The organism is Escherichia sp. WS1451 (assembly GCF_046487365.1).
GTDB lineage: Bacteria > Pseudomonadota > Gammaproteobacteria > Enterobacterales > Enterobacteriaceae > Escherichia > Escherichia coli.
This window is the reverse complement of sequence record NZ_JBJQJP010000002.1, coordinates 1-20948: the sequence shown is the minus strand read 5'-3', so window position 1 is coordinate 20948 and position 20948 is coordinate 1. Positions and strand designations below refer to the sequence as shown.

The window sequence follows — 20948 nt, the reverse complement described above, 5'->3', positions numbered from 1 at the left end:
AACCTCAAATCATCGACATAATTTATTTTATTTCAATAAGATAGGAAAATACACCTGAGAAAACTATGCTCTCGTTTCCTAAGAGTTATTGCATTTCGCCATGTGTTACAATATAACATTACACGTAATATACAATAACTCTGGAGGAAACTGTTTTGGCGATTCGTCTTCATAAACTGGCTGTTGCTTTAGGCGTCTTTATTGTTAGCGCTCCTGCCTTTTCGCATGGTCATCACTCACACGGCAAACCTTTAACAGAGATCGAACAAAAAGCTGCTAATGGTGTTTTTGATGATGCCAATGTACAAAATCGAACGCTCAGTGACTGGGATGGAGTCTGGCAATCCGTTTATCCTTTACTGCAAAGTGGCAAACTTGACCCCGTCTTTCAGAAGAAAGCGGATGCAGATAAAACTAAAACATTTGCTGAAATTAAAGATTATTATCACAAAGGTTATGCGACAGATATCGAGATGATTGGCATTGAGGACGGCATTGTTGAATTCCATAGAAATAATTCAACAACATCCTGTAAATATGATTACGATGGATACAAAATACTCACCTATAAATCAGGCAAGAAAGGCGTTCGTTACTTATTCGAATGTAAAGATCCTGAAAGCAAAGCCCCTAAATATATTCAATTTAGCGATCATATAATTGCACCACGAAAATCATCTCATTTTCACATTTTTATGGGTAATGATTCACAGCAATCTTTATTAAATGAAATGGAAAACTGGCCAACGTATTATCCCTATCAGTTGAGTAGCGAAGAAGTGGTCGAGGAAATGATGTCTCATTGATTTTTTTGCGCTGACTTCAATTATTTAACAGAACAGTGCCTGGTAGTAACGACAATAATTTACCAAGACAAATAAATAAAACAAACTCAGACACGCTCATGCTTGAGACGTGTCTTTTTTATTATGTCTGTAGAAAAAAACCGAGAAAACGGCGAACAATAAATACACAACTCACCAATACAGACTGGCAGCGCCAATGTCTCCAGGAGCAAGTCATCTGTCATGGTAAAGCTAACCAGAAATATAGGTTAATTTTGGTATTTAAACCTTTTTTACTTGTTAGTATGATACAAGGGCTTTCAAAAAAGCTGGGAAATTCAACAACTCTTGGAAATTATGGACTTTGTCCCGCGGCTTTAATCTGACGGCCGCGTTCCTTTTTTTGCTCAATTATTGACCCCTTCTCTACGCAACTTCAGTTCCCACCACCAACTTTGCGGCAGCTTTGTAGGATCAATGTCTAAAAGAATAATGGTGACCGATAAGAAAACGACTGAATAATTGCAGATTTTCGCTCGAAACCTTCCTGTCAGATCCATAGCGAATCAAGTGCTGAATGTCACAGTATCGAACAGAAAACAGTGACGATCTACCCCTTCAAGAATATTCTACGATTGTTCTGTTTAGGAAAAGCAAGGCGGGAAGTCGGGAGATAAGTCATTGATAAAGTGGCGGAGAGAGGGGGATTTGAACCCCCGGTAGAGTTGCCCCTACTCCGGTTTTCGAGACCGATGATACAGAGTCGAAAAATCAAAGAGTTAAAAATTTTTCTTGGAATAAATGTCTTAAAATCGTACACGAAAAATCAATGAATTACATAACATTAAAGAAGAATATTCCAAGCCTTCTTGAGGCTACTACCTGTTTTCAGGTGTCATTCAGACGTGATTTGCCCCAGATTGGGAAAGCACGCTTTTTTCTCAGCTATCGTCCTCTTATTTTGCCGTTACATTTCTTTTTGCACTCTAATGATTAATTTACAATAATAATATCGGTAATTATTGAGTAATAATAAATTGATTATTGCAAATGTAATTTAATTCCATCTTCGCGTTATATTCCAATCTTTAATCTCCGCATGGAACAAGTTGCATGCGTGACTATATTAAGACAACTTATAACCACCAAAACATTTGCTTTGCAAACAAAAACAGTGACCATTGACTCTAAGAAAATTCCGATCTATTGTTAGGGTCATCAAAGTTACTTAACAGTATTCCGAAATGAAAATACAAAGCAAGCTAATTGTCTTATTAAACATTATCATTGCATTTATATTATTTGAGCTTTTAGCTCAAAAATTTGGTTTGAGTACATTATTTTAAAGCAAGATAAACAATATCGGGCACTCTAGTTTTTATAATTAACAATTAAACGTCCATAAAATGTTATTTACTTTTGTTCGCTATTGTCATATCTTAATATAGTGGCTTACGCCACTCTACTTTCATCACATTTTGTACGTTTATGTACTCGCCATGAAGCTCTTTCATGGCGATTTTTTATTCTTAATCCAAGAACATACTCCCTACCTATAGCAAAATCACTTTTTGAACAAAAGAATAACGTATTTAGGTAATCATTACGAATTTACCCTATAGGTGCTACTGGCTATTCAATATCCGGTACTACTGATGTATTAACACGGTTCAGCAACACCCAATACTTTTTCCAGACTTCCAGCAACGAAGTTTCTTCCTCCGTTGCGATTTCCAGCTCAACAACAGTCTGAACGTACCAGGAACAGCCTCCTTCAGGGCTTGAAGGATATCAATGTTCGCTTCCTGTTAACTGCCGGACAAGTGCAACCAGTTCGCTTACCTGATTTTCCAGAGTGGTGATCCGGGTGTCTGCTGTTGCCAGATTTTCACGTAGCGTTGTGTTTTCCTCTTCCAGCGCGGTAACGCGATCATCTGTTTCACGGGCGACCTGAACAAGTAAGCCAGTCACGGCGGCGTAGTCAACATTCAGATAACGTGTTTCTTCACGTAATTCATTGCCGTCAACCGTTGGTCCCTGCAACTCTTCACCGTAATGAGTGAATGAGCCTACCGCTTCCGGTATTGCCTCCATTGCCTCCTGTGCAATAACACCAGCGTAAGGCATACCGTTTTCTTTAAGCGTGTAGGTGTACCCGTTCATTTTACGGATAGCTTCTGTTGCGTCACTGATAACACGAATATCGTCTTTAAGGTCGCGATCCGATGACTGATTCAGCGTTGTGCAATTAATAGCGCCATTTACATCAAACAACTGGCCTGCTGACGTTTTTTGCGCATAAAACAGGTATCCGGCAGACGTTCCAACCTCAAAAACGTTTTGTCGATCACTTGATCCCCATACTTTTGCGGCAAATGATAGTTCTGTATTACCTAAGTTCTGTAAAACAAAACGATTGCCAGTCCCTGTTTGTTTTGTAAGAGTTAAATCAACAGTTGAATTAACCTCATCCTTGTTGATAGTGAGCGCCTGCGCTTTAGCCCCGTTAACAGCACCTGTTTTGAGTTGAACCGCGCCGTCATTACCATTTAGCAGTATCTCAGCTCCGCTAAAGAAATTTTTTAGCGACAGCATCTTACTTACGCCGACTGATGAACCCAACGCCCACGCGAGAGAATTACCGGTGCTATCAAACCCACGTACAAAGCAATCCATTTTGCTATAGTCTGACGTGCTTCCAAGGACATCAATTCGCCCTCCGCCAGATTTTACCGGGTTAGATGTGGTTAATGACCTGACAGCAAGATCGGTAGATGAATTGAGATCGTCTACTGTTAGTAATTTCTTCCATTCCTGCGTCGTTCCATTTTCAATTGTTCTTCCCCAAAAACCGGAATTGCGGCCTCCGAACTGCACAGCATAATTTTTACTAAATTGAACATGAATGCCGCCAAGAACCATAGAGCCTGCCGGGCCGTTTGTACTGCCTGCAATTGGTATAAATTTATTAATGTTATCAGTATGCTGCGTGTTCCAGTCTCGTCCTGTTTTTGTAAGCAGTCCTAATGTCGTGTCGAGCGCTTCGGTTAAAGTAAGGTTTTTAAATTTAACTGCGCTACTTTCGCCAAGACTTAAGTTGTTTCGCGCATCTTCTACTGTTGTCGCACCTGTACCTCCTTGCCCAACAGCTAATGGCAACCAGCCAGTGCCATTATGACAACCCCACAAACCAGATTTGGAAACCTGTAAGCGTGGTGCGCCTGAAGAATACGTAGAATATACGTAAGTTGTTTCTTTTCCCTCTTCAACCCTTTCTGTTGATACATCTCTCTTCCATTCAGACCAGGTACCGCTACCTCCTTCATATATTCGTCTATAAGTAATTCCCGGATTATTATAAGGGTGGTACACCTGAACGCAGGAAGAAGCAGTGTTGGCTCTCGTTTGGAGCACTATTAAAGCGCCCGCCAGACCGATTGGGTAATTTAATTCTTCTGTTGCGTAAGCGCTCGTTGGTTGTTGATAGAAACCAGAATATTCACCGGTAAGGGTGTTTAGGTCAGTATTAGCAAGGCCAGCTTTTTGCTCATACATTACCCGCAAGTTCGCACGTGCTTGCTCGATAGTTCTTCCACCAGTACCACCCTGGGCTAAACCTAACGGAGACCATTGTCCAGAAGAAGAATCATAAACCCCCCAACTCCCGTTAGTATGGATTTCAAAGAAACGATCACCAGTTGGACCATACATACGAGTTGTTGATTCATTTTGACCAAAGCGGCTTAATTCATCTCTGCGGGTATGACGTATCCATTGCGGGCCAGAACTTTGGCTGTAAATGTACGAATACAATGATTTTGTATCTGAACCAACAAATAGACCGGAATATCTTTTTGTTGACACTTCTGATCTAACTATATAACCAGAAATAAGATTATCCCCGGCACTAGACGCTACTGATGGATAACCTTTCGCTGAGATGTAAATCCTGATAAATCCAATATAACCTGATGGCTCAACAGAGATATCAGTGCAGGTCATAGCAACTTCACCAAGACCAATATTGTTACCAACAACGGATTGTGCCTGGTTGCGATAATTAAGTGCGTCCGCTGCAGATTTCGCCGCGTTTGTTTCACTGGATTTAGCATTAGTTTCGCTGCTCTTTGCTGCTGCCTCGCTATTTTTCGCGTTGGTTTCTGATTTTTTGGCTGCTGTCGCGGAGTTTGCCGATGCAGTTTGTGAGGCCGCTGCCGCCTGTGCGCTGTTATCCGCATTCGTCTCAGACGTTTTTGCGGCCTTCGCGGAATTTCCTGCCGCCGTTGCCGAAGAGGCTGCACTACTGGCGCTCGAGGCTGCGCTCGTTTCTGATGATTTCGCTGCCTCTTTTGAGGCCGCCGCATCCCGGGCTGAGGTGGCAGCTTCTGACGCTTTCGTGGTCGCGGTGGATGCAGAAGTGGCTGCAGATTTTTGTGACGCTGCAGCATTCGTTTCTGACGTTTTCGCCGCACCGGCACTGGTAGCCGCCGCGCTTTTTGAGGACTCTGCAGCGGCAGCACTTTTTGATGCTTCAGTAGCCTTTGTTGATGCCGTTCCTGCGCTGGAAGACGCTGACTGAGCCGACGTCGCGGCCTGCCCGGCTGATGTGCTGGCTGCACGTGCTGAGCCTGCAGCATCAGTCGCATGGGTTGCCGCCTCACGGGCTGATGTGCCGGCATCGCTGGCTGACTTCTTCGCGGCTGCCGTGTTCTGTGCCACTGCGGACGCGTTACGCGCCACCTCTTCCACCATCAGTTCAAAGCGGCGCAGTGCCTCCGGACGGGCATCATCCTCCGTCATGGCACCGAGAAAATCATTCAGCGTACCCGGTTGTGAGTCTTCATACACGGTGATGGTCCCGGCATGCGATGGCGGGAAGCCTTCCACCATCAGAATAACGCTGTACTGACCGTACTCAACGTCCATGCTGTAACGCCCGGCTTCATCCGGATTTTCTGAGGCCACCGTGTTCACCACCACCGTGGTGCTGTTACGTTTTGCTTTCAGCTGGATTGTGCAGTTCTGTACCGGTTTACCTGCACCGTCTTTCAGTACACCTGAAATCTTTACTGCCATATTCACCCCACAAAAAAGCCCGCCTGAACCGGCGGGCTGTCATAACACTGTGTTACCTGGCTAATCAGAATTTATAACCGACACCCACGATGAAACCGTCAGTGCGCCAGTCACCACTGCCGGAGCCTTCATAAGCAATATCAATGGCCACGGATTCGGTCGGGTTAAACTGCACGCCAGCCCCCCACGCCAGAGACGTGTTGCTGCGGCGACCGTCATCACTTCCGGTCAGCACTTCGTGCGTTTTCCCCTTGTTGTCAGTTACGCGGAGATAATCCCCGGAGAAAGTCGAAACACGGCTGTAAGCCACACCCGCCATCGCATACGCGCTGAACCATTCATTCACGCGCACAGACGGCCCCGCCATCACGCTGAACCAGCGGTTACGCACGGAATCTTCATGCCAGCGGGTATCGCTGTAATGAGTCAGCTGGCGATTCTTGTCTTCTGCATAGCTGAATGACGTCACCATCCCCAGCGTGTCCGTAAACTCATAGCGGTATTTCACGTTAATCCCGTTAAGATCATCGCTGCCGGGAACGTTCGTCGAGGCATGAAGATACCCCGCGCTCAGCGTGGACTGATGTTCAGACGCCCATGCAGGCGCACCGGATACGACCAGACAGATGGCTGCGGACAAAATGGCTGCACAAACTTTACGCATAATTACCTCTCGCTTTTCTGCAATAAAAAAGGCGTCATTCCTGACGCCCTTTATTGGGGTTATAACAATTTCAACGAATACTGATGCCGGAAGCAGCCTTTTTGGTCACAATCACCGTACAGTCGGTGATATTGCCTGCCCCCTGATTGCCTTTCTGGAAAATCTTAAACTCCAGAGTGACGCTTCCCCTGCCACTCGGCATATCAATAACCGCACTGTAACTACCGGGAATGGCCCCTTTAGTTTCTCTGGATGCGATTAATACGCCGTTTTTGCGAACTTCAAAACCATACCCCGTGTACCTTGTACCTCCCGGGTTATCACCACTTCCCGGATCATCATACGCTATACCGTTAAAGATAATGGGCGGAATAATGATTTGACGGTCAAAGTTATGATCATCGCTGATGGTGACTGTAACCGTCCCGTCTGGTGTTTCCGTGTTACCCCACGTACCAGCCTTTTTCGGGAATGATTTGGATACTGTTTTAACAAAATCACCTCTGACCTGATTCGCCTCCAGCATGCCCTTAATCGTACAGTTTTCATTTATCGTGACGTTGTTGAGCGTCCCGGAGTTCGCATTCACACTGCCACTGATATCCGCATTTTTAGCGGTCAGCTTTCCGTCTGATGTCAGGGAAAATACCGGAGGACTGCCACCGCTGGTAATGGTGGGGGCCGTCAGGCGTTTCAGGAACACGTCGTTCATGAATATCTGGTTGCCCTGCGCCACAAACATCGGCGTTTCATTCCCGTTTGCCGGGTCAATAAACGCGATACGGTTAGCAGCAACCAGAAACTGGCTCAGTTTGCCTTCCTCTGTATCCTCCATGCTGAGGCCAAGCCCCGCGACATAATGCTTACCGTCTTCGGTCTGCTCAATTTTGACGCCCCACATGGCATTCCATTTATCGTTGGCGTCTTTCCACTCTTTCGAAAACTCCTCCAGTCTGCTGGCGTTATCCTCCGTCAGGTCGACTTTTTCCAGCAGCTCCTTGCCGAGATGGGATTCGGTTATCTGGCCTTTGAAAAAATCCAGGTAACCTTCCGCATCATCGCTCGCCCGACCGACGGCCTCCACAAATGCCGATTTGCCAACGGTGTTCACACTGCGGATATAAAAGTAATAATCATGGCCCGGTTTGATATTGATACTGGCGGCTATCCAGTACAGCGCCGTACCAAGATAGCGGGCTGTGGTTTCAACCTGCCTGATATCGGTAATCCGCTTTTCCGAGAACCAGAACTCAAACTGTACCGTCGGGTCATAAACGGCAAGATGCGGCGTGGCGGTTATCTGAAAATAGCCCGGCGTCAGCTCAATCCGCGACGGCGCTGCCGGGGCGGCAATCCGGAACGATACCGACGCCGGATCGCCCTGCTGTCCCCACGCATTTACCGCCCGGACTGTCAGCGTGTACCGCCCCAGCGCCAGTTGCGTGAAGCGGTATGTGGTTTCCGTCGTCCGGGCCGTGCTGACCAGCCGCTCACTGCCGTCATCCGCTGCCACGGTCAGGCGAAGCAGGAAGCTCACCCCCTTCACCACCTTCGGTGTGTCCCAGCGCGCCAGCACCTGATATTCCCCGCTGTCTGCGGTGACTTCTGCGGTCAGGTGCTGCACCGCTGGCGGCGTGACACCATTTACCGTGCCGCTCTGGTCGCCGTCAAAGTGCGCCCCGTTATCCACGATGGCCTCTTTTTCCGGTACATGCTGCACGGCGGTGATGGCATACGTGCCGTCGTCGTTCTCACGGATACTCACGCAGCGGAACAGGCGCTGGCGCAACGTCGGCAGCTTCAGCCCCCATACGCTGTATTCAGCAACGCCGTCAGGAACACGGCTCACTTTCACCTTCACGCCGTCGGTGACGGACTGAACCTCCACGCTTACCGGATTGCCACTTCCGTCAACCAGGCTTATCAGCGTGGTACCGAAGGATGGCAGCGTGATTTCACGGTCGAGCGTCAGCGTCCGGGTCTGGTGGTTCACCGCCAGCACGCGCCCGCCGGTGCTGATACCGGCATAGTCATCATCGCAGATTTCAATGACATCGCCCGGTACATGGCGAAGCCCTTCAGCACCCACGCTGAAGTCCACGGTCTGCGTTTCCAGCAGCTCCGTTTTAATCAGCCACAGCCCGGCGCGGTGTGCCTGCCCCCGGCTGGTACAGCCAAAGGCATCCATCTTCGTGACATTACGACCGTAACGGGCAATGGCCTGCGTATCTTCAACAAGCTCTGTCGCCGTCTCCCAGCCGTTGTTCGGGTCAATCCAGTTCACCTCAACGGCATTATGGCGGTCCTTCAGGGCGCTGAAGCTGTAGCGGAACGGCGCGCCATCATCCGGCATCACCACATTACTGCGGTTATAGGTCCATACCTTATCTGATGGTCGGTCCTGCACGAACGTCAGCGTCTGCCCGTTCCATACCGGCATACAGCGCATCGCCGAGCAGAAATCACTGAGCACATCCCACGCCTTACGCTGTGTGGTCAGCCAGGCATTACAGGTGATGCGCGGCTCCGTGCCGCCAAAACCATTCGGTACCAACTGGTCGCAGTACTGGCCGATAACGTACAGCGTCCATTTGTCCACATCTGCCGCACCAAGACGTTTCCCCATGCCGTAGCGCGGATGGGTCAGCATATCCCACAGACACCAGGCCATGTTGTTGCTGTATGCCGGTTTTAACGTTCCGTCCCAGATACCACTGTATTGCCGCGTCTGCGGGTTATAGTTCGACGGCACCTGCAGAATGCGCCCGCGAAGATGATAATTACGGCTCACCTGCTGGCTGCCGAACTGCTCCGAGTCCACCTGCACGCCGACCAGTGCCGTGTTCGGGTAGCACTGTTTCACATCGATGATTTCGGTGTATGACGACCAGAGCGTTTTGTTCTGCAGCTGGTCTGTGGTGCTGTCCGGCGTCATCCTGCGCATCCGGATATTAAACGGGCGCGGCGGCAGGTTATCCACCACCACCGAGGCCAGATACTGCGAGGTGGTTTTGCCCTTAATGGTGATGTCTTTTTCCGTCACCCAGCCACCATTACGCTGTATCTGAACCAGCAGGCGAACTTCCGACGGATTCCGGTCCCCCTTTGAGGTGGTTTCCACCAGTGCCTGCACACCGAAGGTAAAGCGCAGTCGGTCGATGTTTGCCGACGTGATGGTGCGGGTGATCGGCGTGTCGTATTTCACTTCCGTACCCAGCACCGTCTCGGAGCCGGAGGATTCAAATCCCTCCGGCGGAGTCTGCTCCTGCTCACCAGCCCGGAACACCACCGTGACACCGGCGATGTTGGTATTCCCCTCACTGTCCAGCACCGGCGTACTGTTCAGCAGCACGCTTTTTAATCCATCCACCGGACCTTCAACCGGACCTTCGCTGATGGCATCAATCACACTCAGCAACTGCGTGGACTTCAGGTTGTCCTTCGCTTCGCGCGGGGTATGCCCCTTACTGCTGCCTTTACCCATTCCTCACGCTCCATAAACGACAAAACCGCCCGGAGGCGGTTTCACATAAAACATTTTTCATCAGCGACCAATCACCACAACCTGACCACCATCACCTTCATCTGCCGTGCTGATCTCCTGAGATACCACCCGCGACCCCACACGCATTTCACCGTACAGAACGGGCAGAACATTGCCCTGGGCAACCATGTTATCCAGTGACGAGAAATACGTGTTCTGTTTGCCGTTATCTGTACTGGCTGCCGTGGGCGTCCTGGCTTTCGGTGCCAGCATCTGCGCCACACCACCCAGGATCATACTGGCCCCTGCTGCATACATACCCGATACAGCCGCGGCCCCCAGCCAGCCCACAGGGTTCCACCATGCCACCGCAATCAGCGCCGCACCCAGCACCGCCTGAAACACACCGCCACTTTTGGCCCCCTCCAGACGCGGAACGATGTGGATCACGGCACCATTTGCCAGCGGCTCATTAAGACGGGCAGACAATTCGGTTTCACCTGCATCACGCCCGGCAATCCGTACCTGATACCAGCCGTCACTCAGTTTCTGACGAAACGCCGGGATCTGCATGGCCAGCGCCCGGATGGCTTCGGCCCCCGTTTTCACACGAAGGTCGATGCGGCGGCCAAATCGTTGTAAATTCCCGTAAAGGCAGATGCGTGCCATGCCCGGTGACGCCAGAGGGAGTGTGTGCGTCGCTGCCATTTGTCGGTATACCTCTCTCGTTTGCTCAGTTGTTCAGGAATATGGTGCAGCAGCTCGCCGTCGCCGCAGTAAATGGCGGCATGATTCGGCACCGATGAACCAAAACAGCACAGCAGCACATCGCCCGGCTGCGCCTCTGTCAGTGCGACACGGTAAAAACCAGTCGCCTCCATATTGTCAAGATAGAGATTCTGGCCGTTACGCCACCAGTCATCCCCGCGATAAAAATCCGGCATCTCAATTTCCGCCAGATGGTATGCATCCCGGAACAGCGTGTAACAGTCCGTCACCCCGTGCTCAAAGCGCCGCCCGGTAAGATGTGGCACACAGCGGAACTTGTGAATCGCCCCCCGGCAGACCAGCCACCACGGCAAATCACTCTGCACCTGCAGCCGCCTGTCGACCTCACTCAGCCAGGGCAGACCACCGGGGTGGCTGTGGACCAGTGCCACAACCTCCCCCTGCATCTCTGCCTGCAGCCAGTCCTCCGGCGACATCCGGAAATACGCCTCCGGCTCACCGGAGATATTCACGCAGGGAAAATATCTGTCCCCCTCCGGCGTTCTCACCACGAAGCCGCACGACTCCGCTGGCGCACATCGCCGGGCGTGCGCCAGAATCGCTGATTCTGTCTCTGTCATGGGTTTACTGCGAAAGTTTGTTAATGGAAAGGTAGCCGCCAAAATTGCCGACGTTATTGCGGAACTTGCAACCACTCAGGCATTTGCTGCATTTATCCTTCGTGATATCGGACGTTGGCTGGTCATATTCATCCGCGACCGCCGGGCCATCATAACCGCACTCATCGCCGCGGTAGATCCAGGTGCAGGTGTTGGCCAGCATGATGCGCCCCGGAAAAACAGCACCATCCGTTTCCGTCGGTGTGGACAGCACAAAAGAGGCACTGACCGCGCTCAGTTCGCTGCACTGTTCGATGCGCCAGCGGCTGATCACCTCCTGCTCCGGATCGGCGTCACTGTTTCCGTTGACGAAGTTCACCGCATCCAGAAAACGGGCGTAAACCTTACGCCGGACCACCGTTCCGCCGACCAGACTCTGCAGATCTTCCGCCATCCCGGTGACCATGCCGTACAGATTAGAGACTTTAAGCGTTGGCCTTGCACTGGCTCCTTTGCCGTTCATCTCAAATCCGCTTCCCTGAATGGGATAAGCCTGATACTGCCGCCCCTGCCAGGTGACTGGTTCACCTTTTTCGTTCTGCTCATTACAGAAGAAATAACGATCTCCGCCGACTTCTGTCAGATCAATTTCCCAGAGCACGACCAGCGCGGATTGCTCCGTTTTAGTGCACTCATTGAGTGTTTCCTGCTGTATATCCTGCATCAGTGAGTGACCTCTTCAAAGGTACAGTTAAAATCGGTATACATGGTATTATCCGAAATGCTCCACTCCCTGCAGACAACCCGGACAGTCCTGTTGTGTTTTGGCGGACGCCACAAAAAAGCACGAATCCCGGCATGACGGGATAAAAAACTGTCCAGCGCGGCACGGGAATATTCATCTGTGACACGAAATACCGGTTTAAACGTTTTCAGATCCGCATTCAGACCACCAGCCCGTCGCTGTTCATATCCGTCACCAAACTTTACCGTAATAACTGATGGCTTTCGTGTCGTCTCCATCCCCTCACGGGGGATCCAGTTAAAAACTTCAGGCTCAGGCACTGTACAATCCTCCATCCCGACGCGATGACTGCATAATTGACACAACCCTGCTGTCGATCAGATCCACCAGTCCCCTGGCTGAGCGCGCATCTATCTCGCCATTGCTCCCTTGATTCTGAATGCTGATGTGATACACGGGAGAGTAAACAAATCCACCGCCACCATTCACATTTCCAATGGCCCTGACCCCAAGAGAGCCGTCCGCTGCCCGTGTCAGTGGCATGATTGCTTCAGGCCCGGCCTCGCCCATCAACCCGGCACCTTTCGCAAAAGCAAAATACGTCGGTGTATCCACAATAGTGTTACTGTAAGCACTCAGATTTGCCGATGTGTAAACACCACCTTTTGCGTTTGCCACTGCCCCCGAAATCCATCCGCCGACCGTACCAAGCCACCCTCCGGCACCGGAGAGTGATTTCAGTCCGTTAACAATGGCTGCATTCATCAGAATTTTTGAAACTTCCCGGAGAACTGAACTCCCCCAGTTCCTCCAGTCCACAACATTCCCGGCCAGTGCATCGGAAATATTTGATACCAGCCCGTCCATCGTGGAAACGACAGCATCTGCCGCCTGTGAAGCATAATCGGTGGCACTGTCTGCCCAGTTGGTCAGTCCCTCCTGGAGTCCGGCATTCCAGTTATTACGTAAAGCATCGGCCTTTGCATAATAATCCTGCTGATCGCTGAGACGCTCTTCCAGATATTTTTTATTCAGTTCTTTCTCCTGTTTCCACAGAGCTTCTTCAATTTCTCCGGCCTGATACTGTCTCAGCAACTCGTTATTTTTCTGCTCAAACGCCTGCCGGATACTCCACATTTCCTGGAGTCGTTCACGCATCCGTGAGCCTTCACCATATCCCAGCAACTGCGCTTCGTCAGATGCCCGGGCACTGGCATTACTGTCCGCCAGACTGCTCTCATACGCAGCAAGCTGCTCACGAATCTTTTTCTGGTCGATGAGTGCTGCATTCTGCAAAAGCGTTTTTTTCTGCGCTTCTGACAGGGTTGATAATTCGCCCTGACTGACCTGATATTTCATCTTAGCCAGTTCAGTATTCTGCCCTGCCAGTGCTATTTGTTCTTTTTGCTGTTTAATCAGCCGTTTATAAATATCTTCTGTTTTTTCCGCTTCGGTCTTTTTATGCGCTTTGGGTTTATTTGCCTGGTTATTTCGCCAGGCATCCAGTGAGTTATTGATATAATTCTGTCTGGCTGTCTGATACGCCTCTCCCACAAAGCCGAGATCATCCGCAGCATAACCCAGGCGGGCACGCTCACGGGCTTCCCCCTTCAGGCGGGACAGAGCCAGTTCGCGCTCACTGTTATTCAGTGCGGTCTGCTGTTTATCATCCAGGGTTGCCTGTGGTAGCCGTAACGGTACATTCACCAGCCCCTGTCGCTGCTGAAGTAATTCATTACCGAGCCCGAGAAGGCGATTAAACTCGGTATGCTGCCCATTCATGATCAACAGGGACTGATACGCTTTGTTTTGTTCCGCGGCCTGTTGACGGATCAACGCCACCCGTCGCTCCTCCAGCCCGGCAAGCACATCCTGAATGGATTGCGCTTTGCCCTGCATTTGTGTGAGACGGGACTGTTCAACTGCCAGTTGATTTGTTGCTTCTGCAAGCCCTTCTGTGACAGTTTTTACCGACGTCATGTGGTTAATCATAAAACCGTTATCGGTTGTCCAGCCCGGGTTTGCCAGCACATACTGATAGCCAGCAATTTTTTCCTGTAAGGATTTAATCTTACTTTTCTGCTCGTCAATTAACCTGTTTTGCTCATCAAGTGCCTGCCGCGTCTTTTCCTCATTATCTGACGCTTCAGGAAGCGACATTGCCGACGTTTTCTGGCGAATTTCGTCGATTGTTGCGGCATACTGGCGTGCAGATTCTCTGGCCTGCTCCTGATTCTGATACATCGTGTACCAGGCCGTCGCCCCCAGCATGACGAGTCCCGGCACACCACCAACCAACCCCAGCGCACCACTTAACAGACGACTCCCCACTGACGTGACAGTATTCAGCGTTGTCTGTGCCGCTGTTCTGGCCGCAATATTACGGGTAAGTGACGCCTGGGCAGCTGTCAGCTTCGCTTCTGCTGCGGCCTGCCTTTCGGTACCGCGAGCAGCAACAACCGCCTGTTGCGCACGATAAACCGCCGCACGCGCCCTGGCGGTTGCTATCTGTGTCCCCCGAAGTTGCACTTCAGCAAGAGCCACTTCGTTTCTGGCTGCAGTAATTAATCCGGCAGTTGCAGATCCAGCAGACGACGCCATATTGCCAAAATATCGGGCTACCCCGACGGCAACCAGAGCACCAGCAGCGGTTGCCACGGTGTCAATATTGCCTGCAATACCATTCAGCACACCGGAGAGCGTCTTCGTCACTCCGCTTGCCTCGTTCGCACCACCAACCCAGGCCATAAAGGCGTTTTCAACTTTGGTTGCAGAGGATGAAACCGTATCAGGCATTGCTGCATATTCATCACGCAACGCCCCAAGCTGACTAATCAGTGCAGGAACAACCTTATCGGCGGTCAGTTTTCCGTTATCCGCCATGGCCTTCAGATCCTTACGGGCAACCCCCATTCCCGCAGCCAGCGCACGAATAACACGATCGCCGTTCTCATTCACCGAGTTAAACTCTTCACCGCGCAGCACTCCCTGCGCCAGTGCCTGACTGAACTGCGTGATCACCGAACTGGCTTCTGCTGTACTGGCACCGGATAATTTCAGGCCCGTGGAGATCGCCTCGGTGACTTTCAGTACCTCCTCAGAACTGTAACCATACTCCCGCATGGAAGCTGCAGAACGGGCAAAAAGGCTGGCGTTATCAGAAAACGCCGTCCCCGTTCTCTGGCTGATCGCCATTAATTCACGCTGTGATGACTGAAAATCATCACTGGACTGTGAGGCCTGCTTCAGACGGGCATTTACTGAATTCCACTCATCGGCGAGAGAAATAAGATGACCGGTAGCAAAAGCCCCGGCAAATGCCCCCGCCATGTTCAGTGCCGAAGATTTAGCTGTATTTATCTGATCCGTCACTTCTGCCAGTGCACGCCGCATTTCACGGGATGCAGCAGCGGACTGTCGGCCTCCGTTCTGCATGGTACGGTAGTAATCCTGCCCCATACGCGAAGCCCGGGAGATCTCTGACTGGAATGACCGGGAATTTGCCGAGATTTTAATAATCAGTTCACGTAATGTCGCCACACTCATTCTCCGGACGAAAAAAAACCGCCGAAGCGGTTATGTTGACTCACTGAGACACTATTAAAAGCGCGTTTTCCAGTCCAGCAAATGGATCTGATACGCCTTCTGTCTGCTCCTTCTCCCACTGAAGAAGCGCATCATTCAGTGGCACTTTGACCCCCTGCGCACCGTAAACAGCTGAAACAATCTGGGCAGCCCGGATATCAGCCCGTTCGTCCCCCAGCGGGCTGAACCTGTCAAATTCTGCCCACATCATGATTTCTGATGCGGACATTTCCCGGCGTAACTCTGACAATGTGCGCCCCATCCTGAGCGCCAGCATCATCAGAAAACGCATCCCCGGAAGCGCTACTTTTTTTTAACCTCGCCGGCATCACTGATTAGTTCCAGAGACTGCCGAAGAAGCCGCGCATGCACCGGGCCATACACGGCAATCACCTGTTCACGATCATCCTCTGAAAATACAGGTTGCAGTCCGGTATCACACAGAACATCGATGAACAGTTCAACATCCGCTTCCAGATTTCGGCGGGCGCGCTCCGCAACGGATAACGGTGTCTCATCATCTTTTGCTTTAACGATCTCCTGCCAGCGCAACCAGGCTTCTGCAGAAGGTTCCCGTAATACAACCGTTGCCCCTTCCCATTCAGGCACATCAACAGTTTTATGGCGAAACCCCGACATCGTTGCCAGTGCCAGATTGCGGATATTTTTAGTCATCACATCTATCCTCATTAACTGACGGTAACAGTGCAGGAAGTGGAGGTCACCTTGTTAACAGGGCTTGCTGAATCAGAAATCTCGCAGGTATACGCACCGGCATCACCTGATGCTGCTGATGCCTTACTGAATGTTGCCGCCGTCTGTCCGGAAACAGGAGAACTACCTTTCTTCCAGACATAAGAATAAGGCGGCACACCACCGGCAGCCTCAACCACCATTTCGAGTTTCGCTCCGGCAGAAACCTGCAGCGTGCTGTTTAAATCGACCTTCACTTTCAGCGGCTCTGTCGTCAGCACAGGTTTACCTTTCAGGCGCAGGGAAAACGTTGCAGCCACAACACCATTAGTTCCTGCAGACCAGGTATGCTGACGCACCTCTGCCATAAAGGTAAATCCGTTGCCTGACGGAAAAATAACTTTAAAGCCATACGTGGTGTCATTGTCATAGGCACTGCGCAACGCGTTCTGGGCAGCATTGAGGTAAAAGTTGCCTGACATGGAAATCTCTGACGCGGCACCAAGGCCGTTAATATTTTCCTGCTCAACAGAACACAGCGTGGTGACATCAATATCCTGCTTTTGTCCTGCGGTAAACTGCACCTCTTTGATTGTACAGCTCAGGCCAAGATAGCTGGCAGAATCCAGGGTTTCTGCTGTTACCGGTGCAGACGAAATCATAATTTTCGTCAGTTGCGAACGCTCAAAATTAGAGGACATACTCGTCTCCTGAAAATAAAAAACCCGCCAGCGGCGGGTGGGTAAAATCATTAACGACCTCAGGCTATTACCTGAAATTCAAGCGTGGCTCTGCTCAGACGGGAATCAGGATCATAACCCTGAGTTTTAGAAATAACGGAGGGTGCAAGTTGCCTTACCGCATCAAGCGCCTGCTCACGGATATCATCTGCGTCATCAGGTACTGTTGCCCAGACATCGATCTGCACGGTAATTCTGGATTCAGCCTGACCATCAAGCACATCAGACGCAGTGTCAGACACCACAGAAAATACCAGCCATGGCGGAGATACCGCAGGCTTTCCCTCCGTCAGCGGGACCACATAAGGATAAACCTGTCCTCCGGCCAGTTGAGACAGCAGGGAATACAGTGTGGTCTCTCTCATTTACTTAAGACCTCATCAATAGCCTGATTCATTCGCTGTATGGCAATCTGTGCTGCCAGTTCCTCTGTCGTATCGAAAGCCGGGCGAATGAACGGATGCGCGGGCATGTTTATCGTTCCCAGCTCCACAAAGCGCCAGTAAAACGCATTTCGGGGATCACTGGCTTTCATGCTGTTATCACTGTTTCCGGTTCGCAGGTTCCGTCCACGAATGTGGACACCCGAGATAATTTCCCCCCGACGCTTTGAACGCTGAGTGAGAACAACCACATTTTTCTTCAGTTTCCCGGTTCGCTCCGGCGCACGTTCAACAACTGCATCCCGCATAACTTCAGCACCGGCACGGGTGGCATCGCGCAGAACCTTATTGTTTTCTGCCCTGCTGAGCGTCTCCAAATCCCGTGCAATATCCGCCAGGCCGGAAAAATCAAGACTGAAATCCATCACACATTCCCCTTCAGGCTGCAGAGTATTTCAAGCCGGGTAGCGCGTGCATCCGGTATTGGTGGACCTTCTATACCCAGAATGGCCCCTTTAAATGCACCGGTCAGCACTTTCAGACGTGAAGTCGCTGTCACATCGCGCCGGAATCTCATCCAGACTCTGACCGTAGCCTGAGCGGTTTCTGCTCCGCCTGAGATTATCTCCCTCCCGCTGATACCCTTAACTTCTGCCCATACGGTAGCTCCCTCCGTCACCGTCTCCACCGGATGCCCTGACGGAGAGCGGGCGGTGGTGACATTCAGAATAACCACACGATCACGTAATCTTCCTGCCTGCATGAATCCTCCTATGTTCCGGGATGAAATCGATACATCCGCAGTCCGGTATAGAAAAAATCAGGCACTGCATCCTGCATTTCCCTGTTCTCGTACCAGTAGCCAACCAGTTGCATAAGACGCAGTTTTATCAGAGGTGTTATTACAAGCCCGGTCGTATCCTGCTCAGAAACAGTTTCATCGTAAAGCGTCCGGTTTAAAAACTTTTCAGCCTCTTCCCTGGCAGCAGCCAGATACATCATAAGAAGAGAATTCTCCTGTTCATTGTCATCATCAATCCGGCACTGAACACGAAGCTCTTCCAGAGTGGGCATCATTTGGGCAACCTCTATGAATGCTGTTTTTTAGACTTATCAGCCCCCCGCGCAACAGGTGTTCTCTTATCAGAGACAATCCCAGCTGCAGTGGCAATTTCGCGTACCCGTTCGGGTAATTCTTTATCTTCATACTCACCGGCCCGAATAATCTCAACACGCATACCGTCCGGTGACCATTTCAGATCTTGTTTCAGGATCATGATTCTTTCACCTGTCAGAACAGGGGGCGCACTTCTGCGCCCCCTGAATGATTACGCCGCTGCAATCTTCAGCAGTTTGATGGCCTGCGAATCGACCAGCATGCCGCCGGTGCGCTTGGTGGTATAAAAACCGACAAACGGTTTATTGGTGTACGGGTCACGCAGAATGCGGGTACCGATACGGTCAACGATGGTGTAACCCCGTTTGAAGTTACCAAATGCAATGGCTTTCGCATCAGCGGCAATATCCGGCATCTGTTCGTTTTCAGCGATAGCGTAACCCGCCAGAGAGGACGGCTGCCCCAGCTCCAGCCCCGGACGCCACAGATAGTTACCCTCACTGTCTTTCAGCAGACGGATGGCAAACAGACTGTTGTTGTTCATCATGAACTTCGCGCCAGTGCGGTGTGCCTTACGCAGCGTGTAAATCAGTTTGATAATGGCATCTGCGGTCACCGCCGTCGCTTCGCCGGATACAATATGCTGAAGTTTGCCGAACGCCCGGACCTTGTCTGTTTCATCCGTGGACTCATACGCCAGGAACCCTTTCGGCTTCTTGGTACCATCGCCGGTGGTAAAGGCAATTTCTTCCTGTTCGGCAAATTCGGTTGCCAGCTCGCTGTTGATCCATGCTTCCACGTTGAAAAAGGCATCATCCAGCATTTTCTGGGTGGCCTGCGGGTTACCGTAGATTTCCCCCATGAAAGGTTCAATCAGGCCCAGTTTTGAGGTGGCAGTCTGGGAGCGCGCGTCAGTCTCGCCAACCCATCCGGAAGCCGTGCCGCCCAGATTCACCAGTTTTTTGTAGTCGGAACCACCAACGCTGATCACCGTGGCTTCCTGGCGCATCACCACTTCATCTTTCAGCAGGGTGAGAATGTTGCGATCCAGTGCTTCCGGCACGGCATAGCCGCCGTCTTCATCGGTGCCCACCTGTAATGCCTTGCGCTCCAGATCGCGCAGACCATCTTCACGGCCTTTACGCAGGAAGCCCACAAACGCTTCTTTATGCTCGGTGGCCAGTTTATTTTGCGCACCACCTGCCGGACGTTTCAGCTCAAGCAGCTCTTTTTCAAGATCGCTTTTGAGGTTTTCCAGCTCGCTGAGTTTCCCGTTCAGGGTTTCCACCTGCCCGGCAAGTTTGCCTTTTTCCTGCTCAATCGCATCCACGCGCTTGTCGTTCTTTGCTTTGAAGTCGTCAAACTTCTGCTGCAGCTCCTGCGCGACCTGTTCGACATCTTTAATATCAACCGCCATCGTATTTCTCCTGATTAGAAGTTTAGATTTTTCAGTGCATTCAGTGCAGAGCCCACATCCTCAGCGTCGCGCAGGGACAGTGCGCCATAGCCCCCGGCCATGAATGCTTTGGCCTGGGTACGGGAGAGTCCGACATCACGCAGGACTCTTTCGATTTTTTTCTGTTCGGGGATTTCCCCGCGGGCCAGTGCGTTCTTGACGTCGCTGATCCGCGCCTCGTCGTTAGACGGGAACGTCACCAGGCTGACTTCCCAGAGGTCGATTTCTTTCAGCAGAAAGGCTTCTTTGCTCCGGTCGTATTCCCAGTCTTTCAGGACGTACCCAATAGAAAGGCCGGTTAACGAACCGGCCTTCATGTGTGCATGTGCGCGTTTTGCGAGGGGATCATCATCAATAAGCAACCGTCCCCTGACGTAAAGCCCGACATCGTCTTCCTTCATTTCGGTGTAAACACCGATGGGTTCATCCATGCGGTGCTGCCAGAGCAGCGCAGGTAACGCTTTTCTGTCACTCCACGCCCGCAGTGAAGCAGCAAATGCCCCGGACATCACCACATCATCGTGGCTGTCCTTTACACCAAAGACGGAGCCATACCCTTCAAACTCACCGGAGTCACTGACAGATTTCAGACTCAGCGGTACATCAAGACGTTGTTTCGTCTGCATTGGCGTTATCCTTCTGCTTACCGGCTTTACTGCCATCGGATGGTTTCGTGGTCATGTTCATCGGTGTGAGATAGACATCCCCACCGGGACGCGGATTCATATCTTCCAGGTCGCGGCAGTCATTGGGAGAGTAAATTCCCCAGTTGATCCCGGTGGCGTAGGCTTCAAAACGGGACTTCATATCCCCGCGCAGTAACGCCCCGGCGTTAAATTTGGCGTAATAAACGCCCTGCTTACTTTTTCGTACCAGTCCGGTGTTGATCCGC

20 protein-coding genes and 1 pseudogene are annotated in these 20948 nt (G+C 51.0%); 1 reads left to right on the top strand and 20 read right to left on the bottom strand.

What is annotated here, in order from left to right; translation table 11 throughout:
• Positions 1-155 precede the first annotated feature (155 nt).
• Positions 156-806 carry a metal-binding protein ZinT gene (gene zinT / locus ACJHX7_RS02865; protein WP_054496455.1) on the top strand — a complete coding sequence of 217 codons (651 nt, stop codon included), beginning with the start codon at positions 156-158 and terminating at the stop codon, positions 804-806.
• Positions 807-2417: 1611 nt separating this feature from the next.
• On the opposite strand, the pseudogene ACJHX7_RS02860 reads toward zinT, so the two are convergent.
• From ACJHX7_RS02860 to ACJHX7_RS02765, 20 genes and pseudogenes are all read right to left on the bottom strand, one after another.
• Positions 2418-2528 (bottom strand): annotated as a pseudogene (locus tag ACJHX7_RS02860) (tail fiber assembly protein); the annotation flags it as partial.
• A 48-nt stretch (positions 2529-2576) separates the two neighbouring features.
• Entirely contained in the window at positions 2577-5861 is a 3285-nt protein-coding gene (locus tag ACJHX7_RS02855) for a prophage tail fiber N-terminal domain-containing protein (RefSeq protein WP_410231522.1), read from the bottom strand.
• A 64-nt stretch (positions 5862-5925) separates the two neighbouring features.
• On the bottom strand, positions 5926-6525 hold the full coding sequence (locus ACJHX7_RS02850) for an Ail/Lom family outer membrane beta-barrel protein (protein ID WP_032265607.1): 600 nt from the start codon (positions 6523-6525) through the stop codon (positions 5926-5928).
• Positions 6526-6595: 70 nt separating this feature from the next.
• Complete coding sequence (locus tag ACJHX7_RS02845; RefSeq protein ID WP_410231521.1) at positions 6596-10009, bottom strand: host specificity protein J; 3414 nt, start codon at positions 10007-10009, stop codon at positions 6596-6598.
• A 60-nt stretch (positions 10010-10069) separates the two neighbouring features.
• A complete protein-coding gene (locus ACJHX7_RS02840; RefSeq protein ID WP_012311734.1) occupies positions 10070-10717 on the bottom strand; it encodes a tail assembly protein in 648 nt (215 codons plus the stop codon).
• Positions 10615-11358, bottom strand: a complete 744-nt coding sequence (locus ACJHX7_RS02835; protein WP_064732855.1) for a C40 family peptidase — start codon at positions 11356-11358, stop codon at positions 10615-10617. The genes ACJHX7_RS02840 and ACJHX7_RS02835 overlap by 103 nt, the downstream gene beginning before the upstream one ends.
• A gap of 4 nt (positions 11359-11362) precedes the next feature.
• A complete protein-coding gene (locus ACJHX7_RS02830) occupies positions 11363-12061 on the bottom strand; it encodes a phage minor tail protein L (protein ID WP_001152456.1) in 699 nt (232 codons plus the stop codon).
• On the bottom strand, positions 12061-12417 hold the full coding sequence (locus ACJHX7_RS02825) for a phage tail protein (RefSeq protein WP_040079256.1): 357 nt from the start codon (positions 12415-12417) through the stop codon (positions 12061-12063). The genes ACJHX7_RS02830 and ACJHX7_RS02825 overlap by 1 nt, the downstream gene beginning before the upstream one ends.
• The gene (locus ACJHX7_RS02820; protein WP_089518165.1) at positions 12395-15622 is read right to left on the bottom strand and encodes a phage tail tape measure protein; all 3228 of its coding nucleotides are present in this window, start codon (positions 15620-15622) and stop codon (positions 12395-12397) included. The genes ACJHX7_RS02825 and ACJHX7_RS02820 overlap by 23 nt, the downstream gene beginning before the upstream one ends.
• Before the next feature lie 46 nt (positions 15623-15668).
• Entirely contained in the window at positions 15669-15947 is a 279-nt protein-coding gene (locus tag ACJHX7_RS02815; RefSeq protein ID WP_000978930.1) for a DUF4035 domain-containing protein, read from the bottom strand.
• A gap of 23 nt (positions 15948-15970) precedes the next feature.
• A complete protein-coding gene (locus ACJHX7_RS02810; protein WP_000164661.1) occupies positions 15971-16342 on the bottom strand; it encodes a phage tail assembly chaperone in 372 nt (123 codons plus the stop codon).
• 14 nt (positions 16343-16356) lie between these two features.
• A complete protein-coding gene (locus ACJHX7_RS02805) occupies positions 16357-17061 on the bottom strand; it encodes a hypothetical protein (protein ID WP_000097533.1) in 705 nt (234 codons plus the stop codon).
• A gap of 59 nt (positions 17062-17120) precedes the next feature.
• Positions 17121-17465: a DUF3168 domain-containing protein gene (locus tag ACJHX7_RS02800; RefSeq protein WP_001209399.1), complete on the bottom strand. Its 345-nt coding sequence runs from the start codon at positions 17463-17465 to the stop codon at positions 17121-17123.
• The gene (locus ACJHX7_RS02795; RefSeq protein ID WP_000347790.1) at positions 17462-17908 is read right to left on the bottom strand and encodes an HK97-gp10 family putative phage morphogenesis protein; all 447 of its coding nucleotides are present in this window, start codon (positions 17906-17908) and stop codon (positions 17462-17464) included. Before ACJHX7_RS02795 ends, ACJHX7_RS02800 begins: the two co-directional genes overlap by 4 nt.
• Entirely contained in the window at positions 17908-18246 is a 339-nt protein-coding gene (locus ACJHX7_RS02790) for a phage head closure protein (RefSeq protein WP_064670758.1), read from the bottom strand. Before ACJHX7_RS02790 ends, ACJHX7_RS02795 begins: the two co-directional genes overlap by 1 nt.
• Positions 18247-18254: 8 nt before the next feature.
• Positions 18255-18560, bottom strand: coding sequence for a head-tail connector protein (locus tag ACJHX7_RS02785; protein WP_000983037.1), 306 nt, complete (start codon positions 18558-18560; stop codon positions 18255-18257).
• An 11-nt stretch (positions 18561-18571) separates the two neighbouring features.
• Complete coding sequence (locus tag ACJHX7_RS02780) at positions 18572-18760, bottom strand: hypothetical protein (protein WP_000601355.1); 189 nt, start codon at positions 18758-18760, stop codon at positions 18572-18574.
• Between the two features lie 51 nt (positions 18761-18811).
• A complete protein-coding gene (locus tag ACJHX7_RS02775; protein WP_000257489.1) occupies positions 18812-20017 on the bottom strand; it encodes a phage major capsid protein in 1206 nt (401 codons plus the stop codon).
• A gap of 14 nt (positions 20018-20031) precedes the next feature.
• Complete coding sequence (locus ACJHX7_RS02770) at positions 20032-20682, bottom strand: HK97 family phage prohead protease (RefSeq protein ID WP_001193631.1); 651 nt, start codon at positions 20680-20682, stop codon at positions 20032-20034.
• Positions 20660-20948 (bottom strand): phage portal protein (locus tag ACJHX7_RS02765; RefSeq protein ID WP_268646609.1); only part of this gene is annotated, 289 nt, incomplete at its 5' end. The genes ACJHX7_RS02765 and ACJHX7_RS02770, both read right to left, overlap by 23 nt.

Bases quoted from the DNA above. Each gene is read 5' to 3' on its own strand.
- ACJHX7_RS02855 (WP_410231522.1), bottom strand. From the start codon at position 5,861: ATGGCAGTAAAGATTTCAGGTGTACTGAAAGACGGTGCAGGTAAACCG.
- ACJHX7_RS02795 (WP_000347790.1), bottom strand. From the start codon at position 17,908: ATGGATTTCAGTCTTGATTTTTCCGGCCTGGCGGATATTGCACGGGAT.
- ACJHX7_RS02845 (WP_410231521.1), bottom strand. From the start codon at position 10,009: ATGGGTAAAGGCAGCAGTAAGGGGCATACCCCGCGCGAAGCGAAGGAC.
- ACJHX7_RS02805 (WP_000097533.1), bottom strand. From the start codon at position 17,061: ATGTCCTCTAATTTTGAGCGTTCGCAACTGACGAAAATTATGATTTCG.
- ACJHX7_RS02810 (WP_000164661.1), bottom strand. From the start codon at position 16,342: ATGACTAAAAATATCCGCAATCTGGCACTGGCAACGATGTCGGGGTTT.
- ACJHX7_RS02825 (WP_040079256.1), bottom strand. From the start codon at position 12,417: ATGGAGGATTGTACAGTGCCTGAGCCTGAAGTTTTTAACTGGATCCCC.
- ACJHX7_RS02770 (WP_001193631.1), bottom strand. From the start codon at position 20,682: ATGCAGACGAAACAACGTCTTGATGTACCGCTGAGTCTGAAATCTGTC.
- ACJHX7_RS02815 (WP_000978930.1), bottom strand. From the start codon at position 15,947: ATGATGCTGGCGCTCAGGATGGGGCGCACATTGTCAGAGTTACGCCGG.
- ACJHX7_RS02780 (WP_000601355.1), bottom strand. From the start codon at position 18,760: ATGATCCTGAAACAAGATCTGAAATGGTCACCGGACGGTATGCGTGTT.
- ACJHX7_RS02850 (WP_032265607.1), bottom strand. From the start codon at position 6,525: ATGCGTAAAGTTTGTGCAGCCATTTTGTCCGCAGCCATCTGTCTGGTC.
- ACJHX7_RS02840 (WP_012311734.1), bottom strand. From the start codon at position 10,717: ATGGCAGCGACGCACACACTCCCTCTGGCGTCACCGGGCATGGCACGC.
- ACJHX7_RS02830 (WP_001152456.1), bottom strand. From the start codon at position 12,061: ATGCAGGATATACAGCAGGAAACACTCAATGAGTGCACTAAAACGGAG.
- ACJHX7_RS02775 (WP_000257489.1), bottom strand. From the start codon at position 20,017: ATGGCGGTTGATATTAAAGATGTCGAACAGGTCGCGCAGGAGCTGCAG.
- ACJHX7_RS02785 (WP_000983037.1), bottom strand. From the start codon at position 18,560: ATGATGCCCACTCTGGAAGAGCTTCGTGTTCAGTGCCGGATTGATGAT.
- ACJHX7_RS02835 (WP_064732855.1), bottom strand. From the start codon at position 11,358: ATGACAGAGACAGAATCAGCGATTCTGGCGCACGCCCGGCGATGTGCG.
- ACJHX7_RS02800 (WP_001209399.1), bottom strand. From the start codon at position 17,465: ATGAGAGAGACCACACTGTATTCCCTGCTGTCTCAACTGGCCGGAGGA.
- ACJHX7_RS02790 (WP_064670758.1), bottom strand. From the start codon at position 18,246: ATGCAGGCAGGAAGATTACGTGATCGTGTGGTTATTCTGAATGTCACC.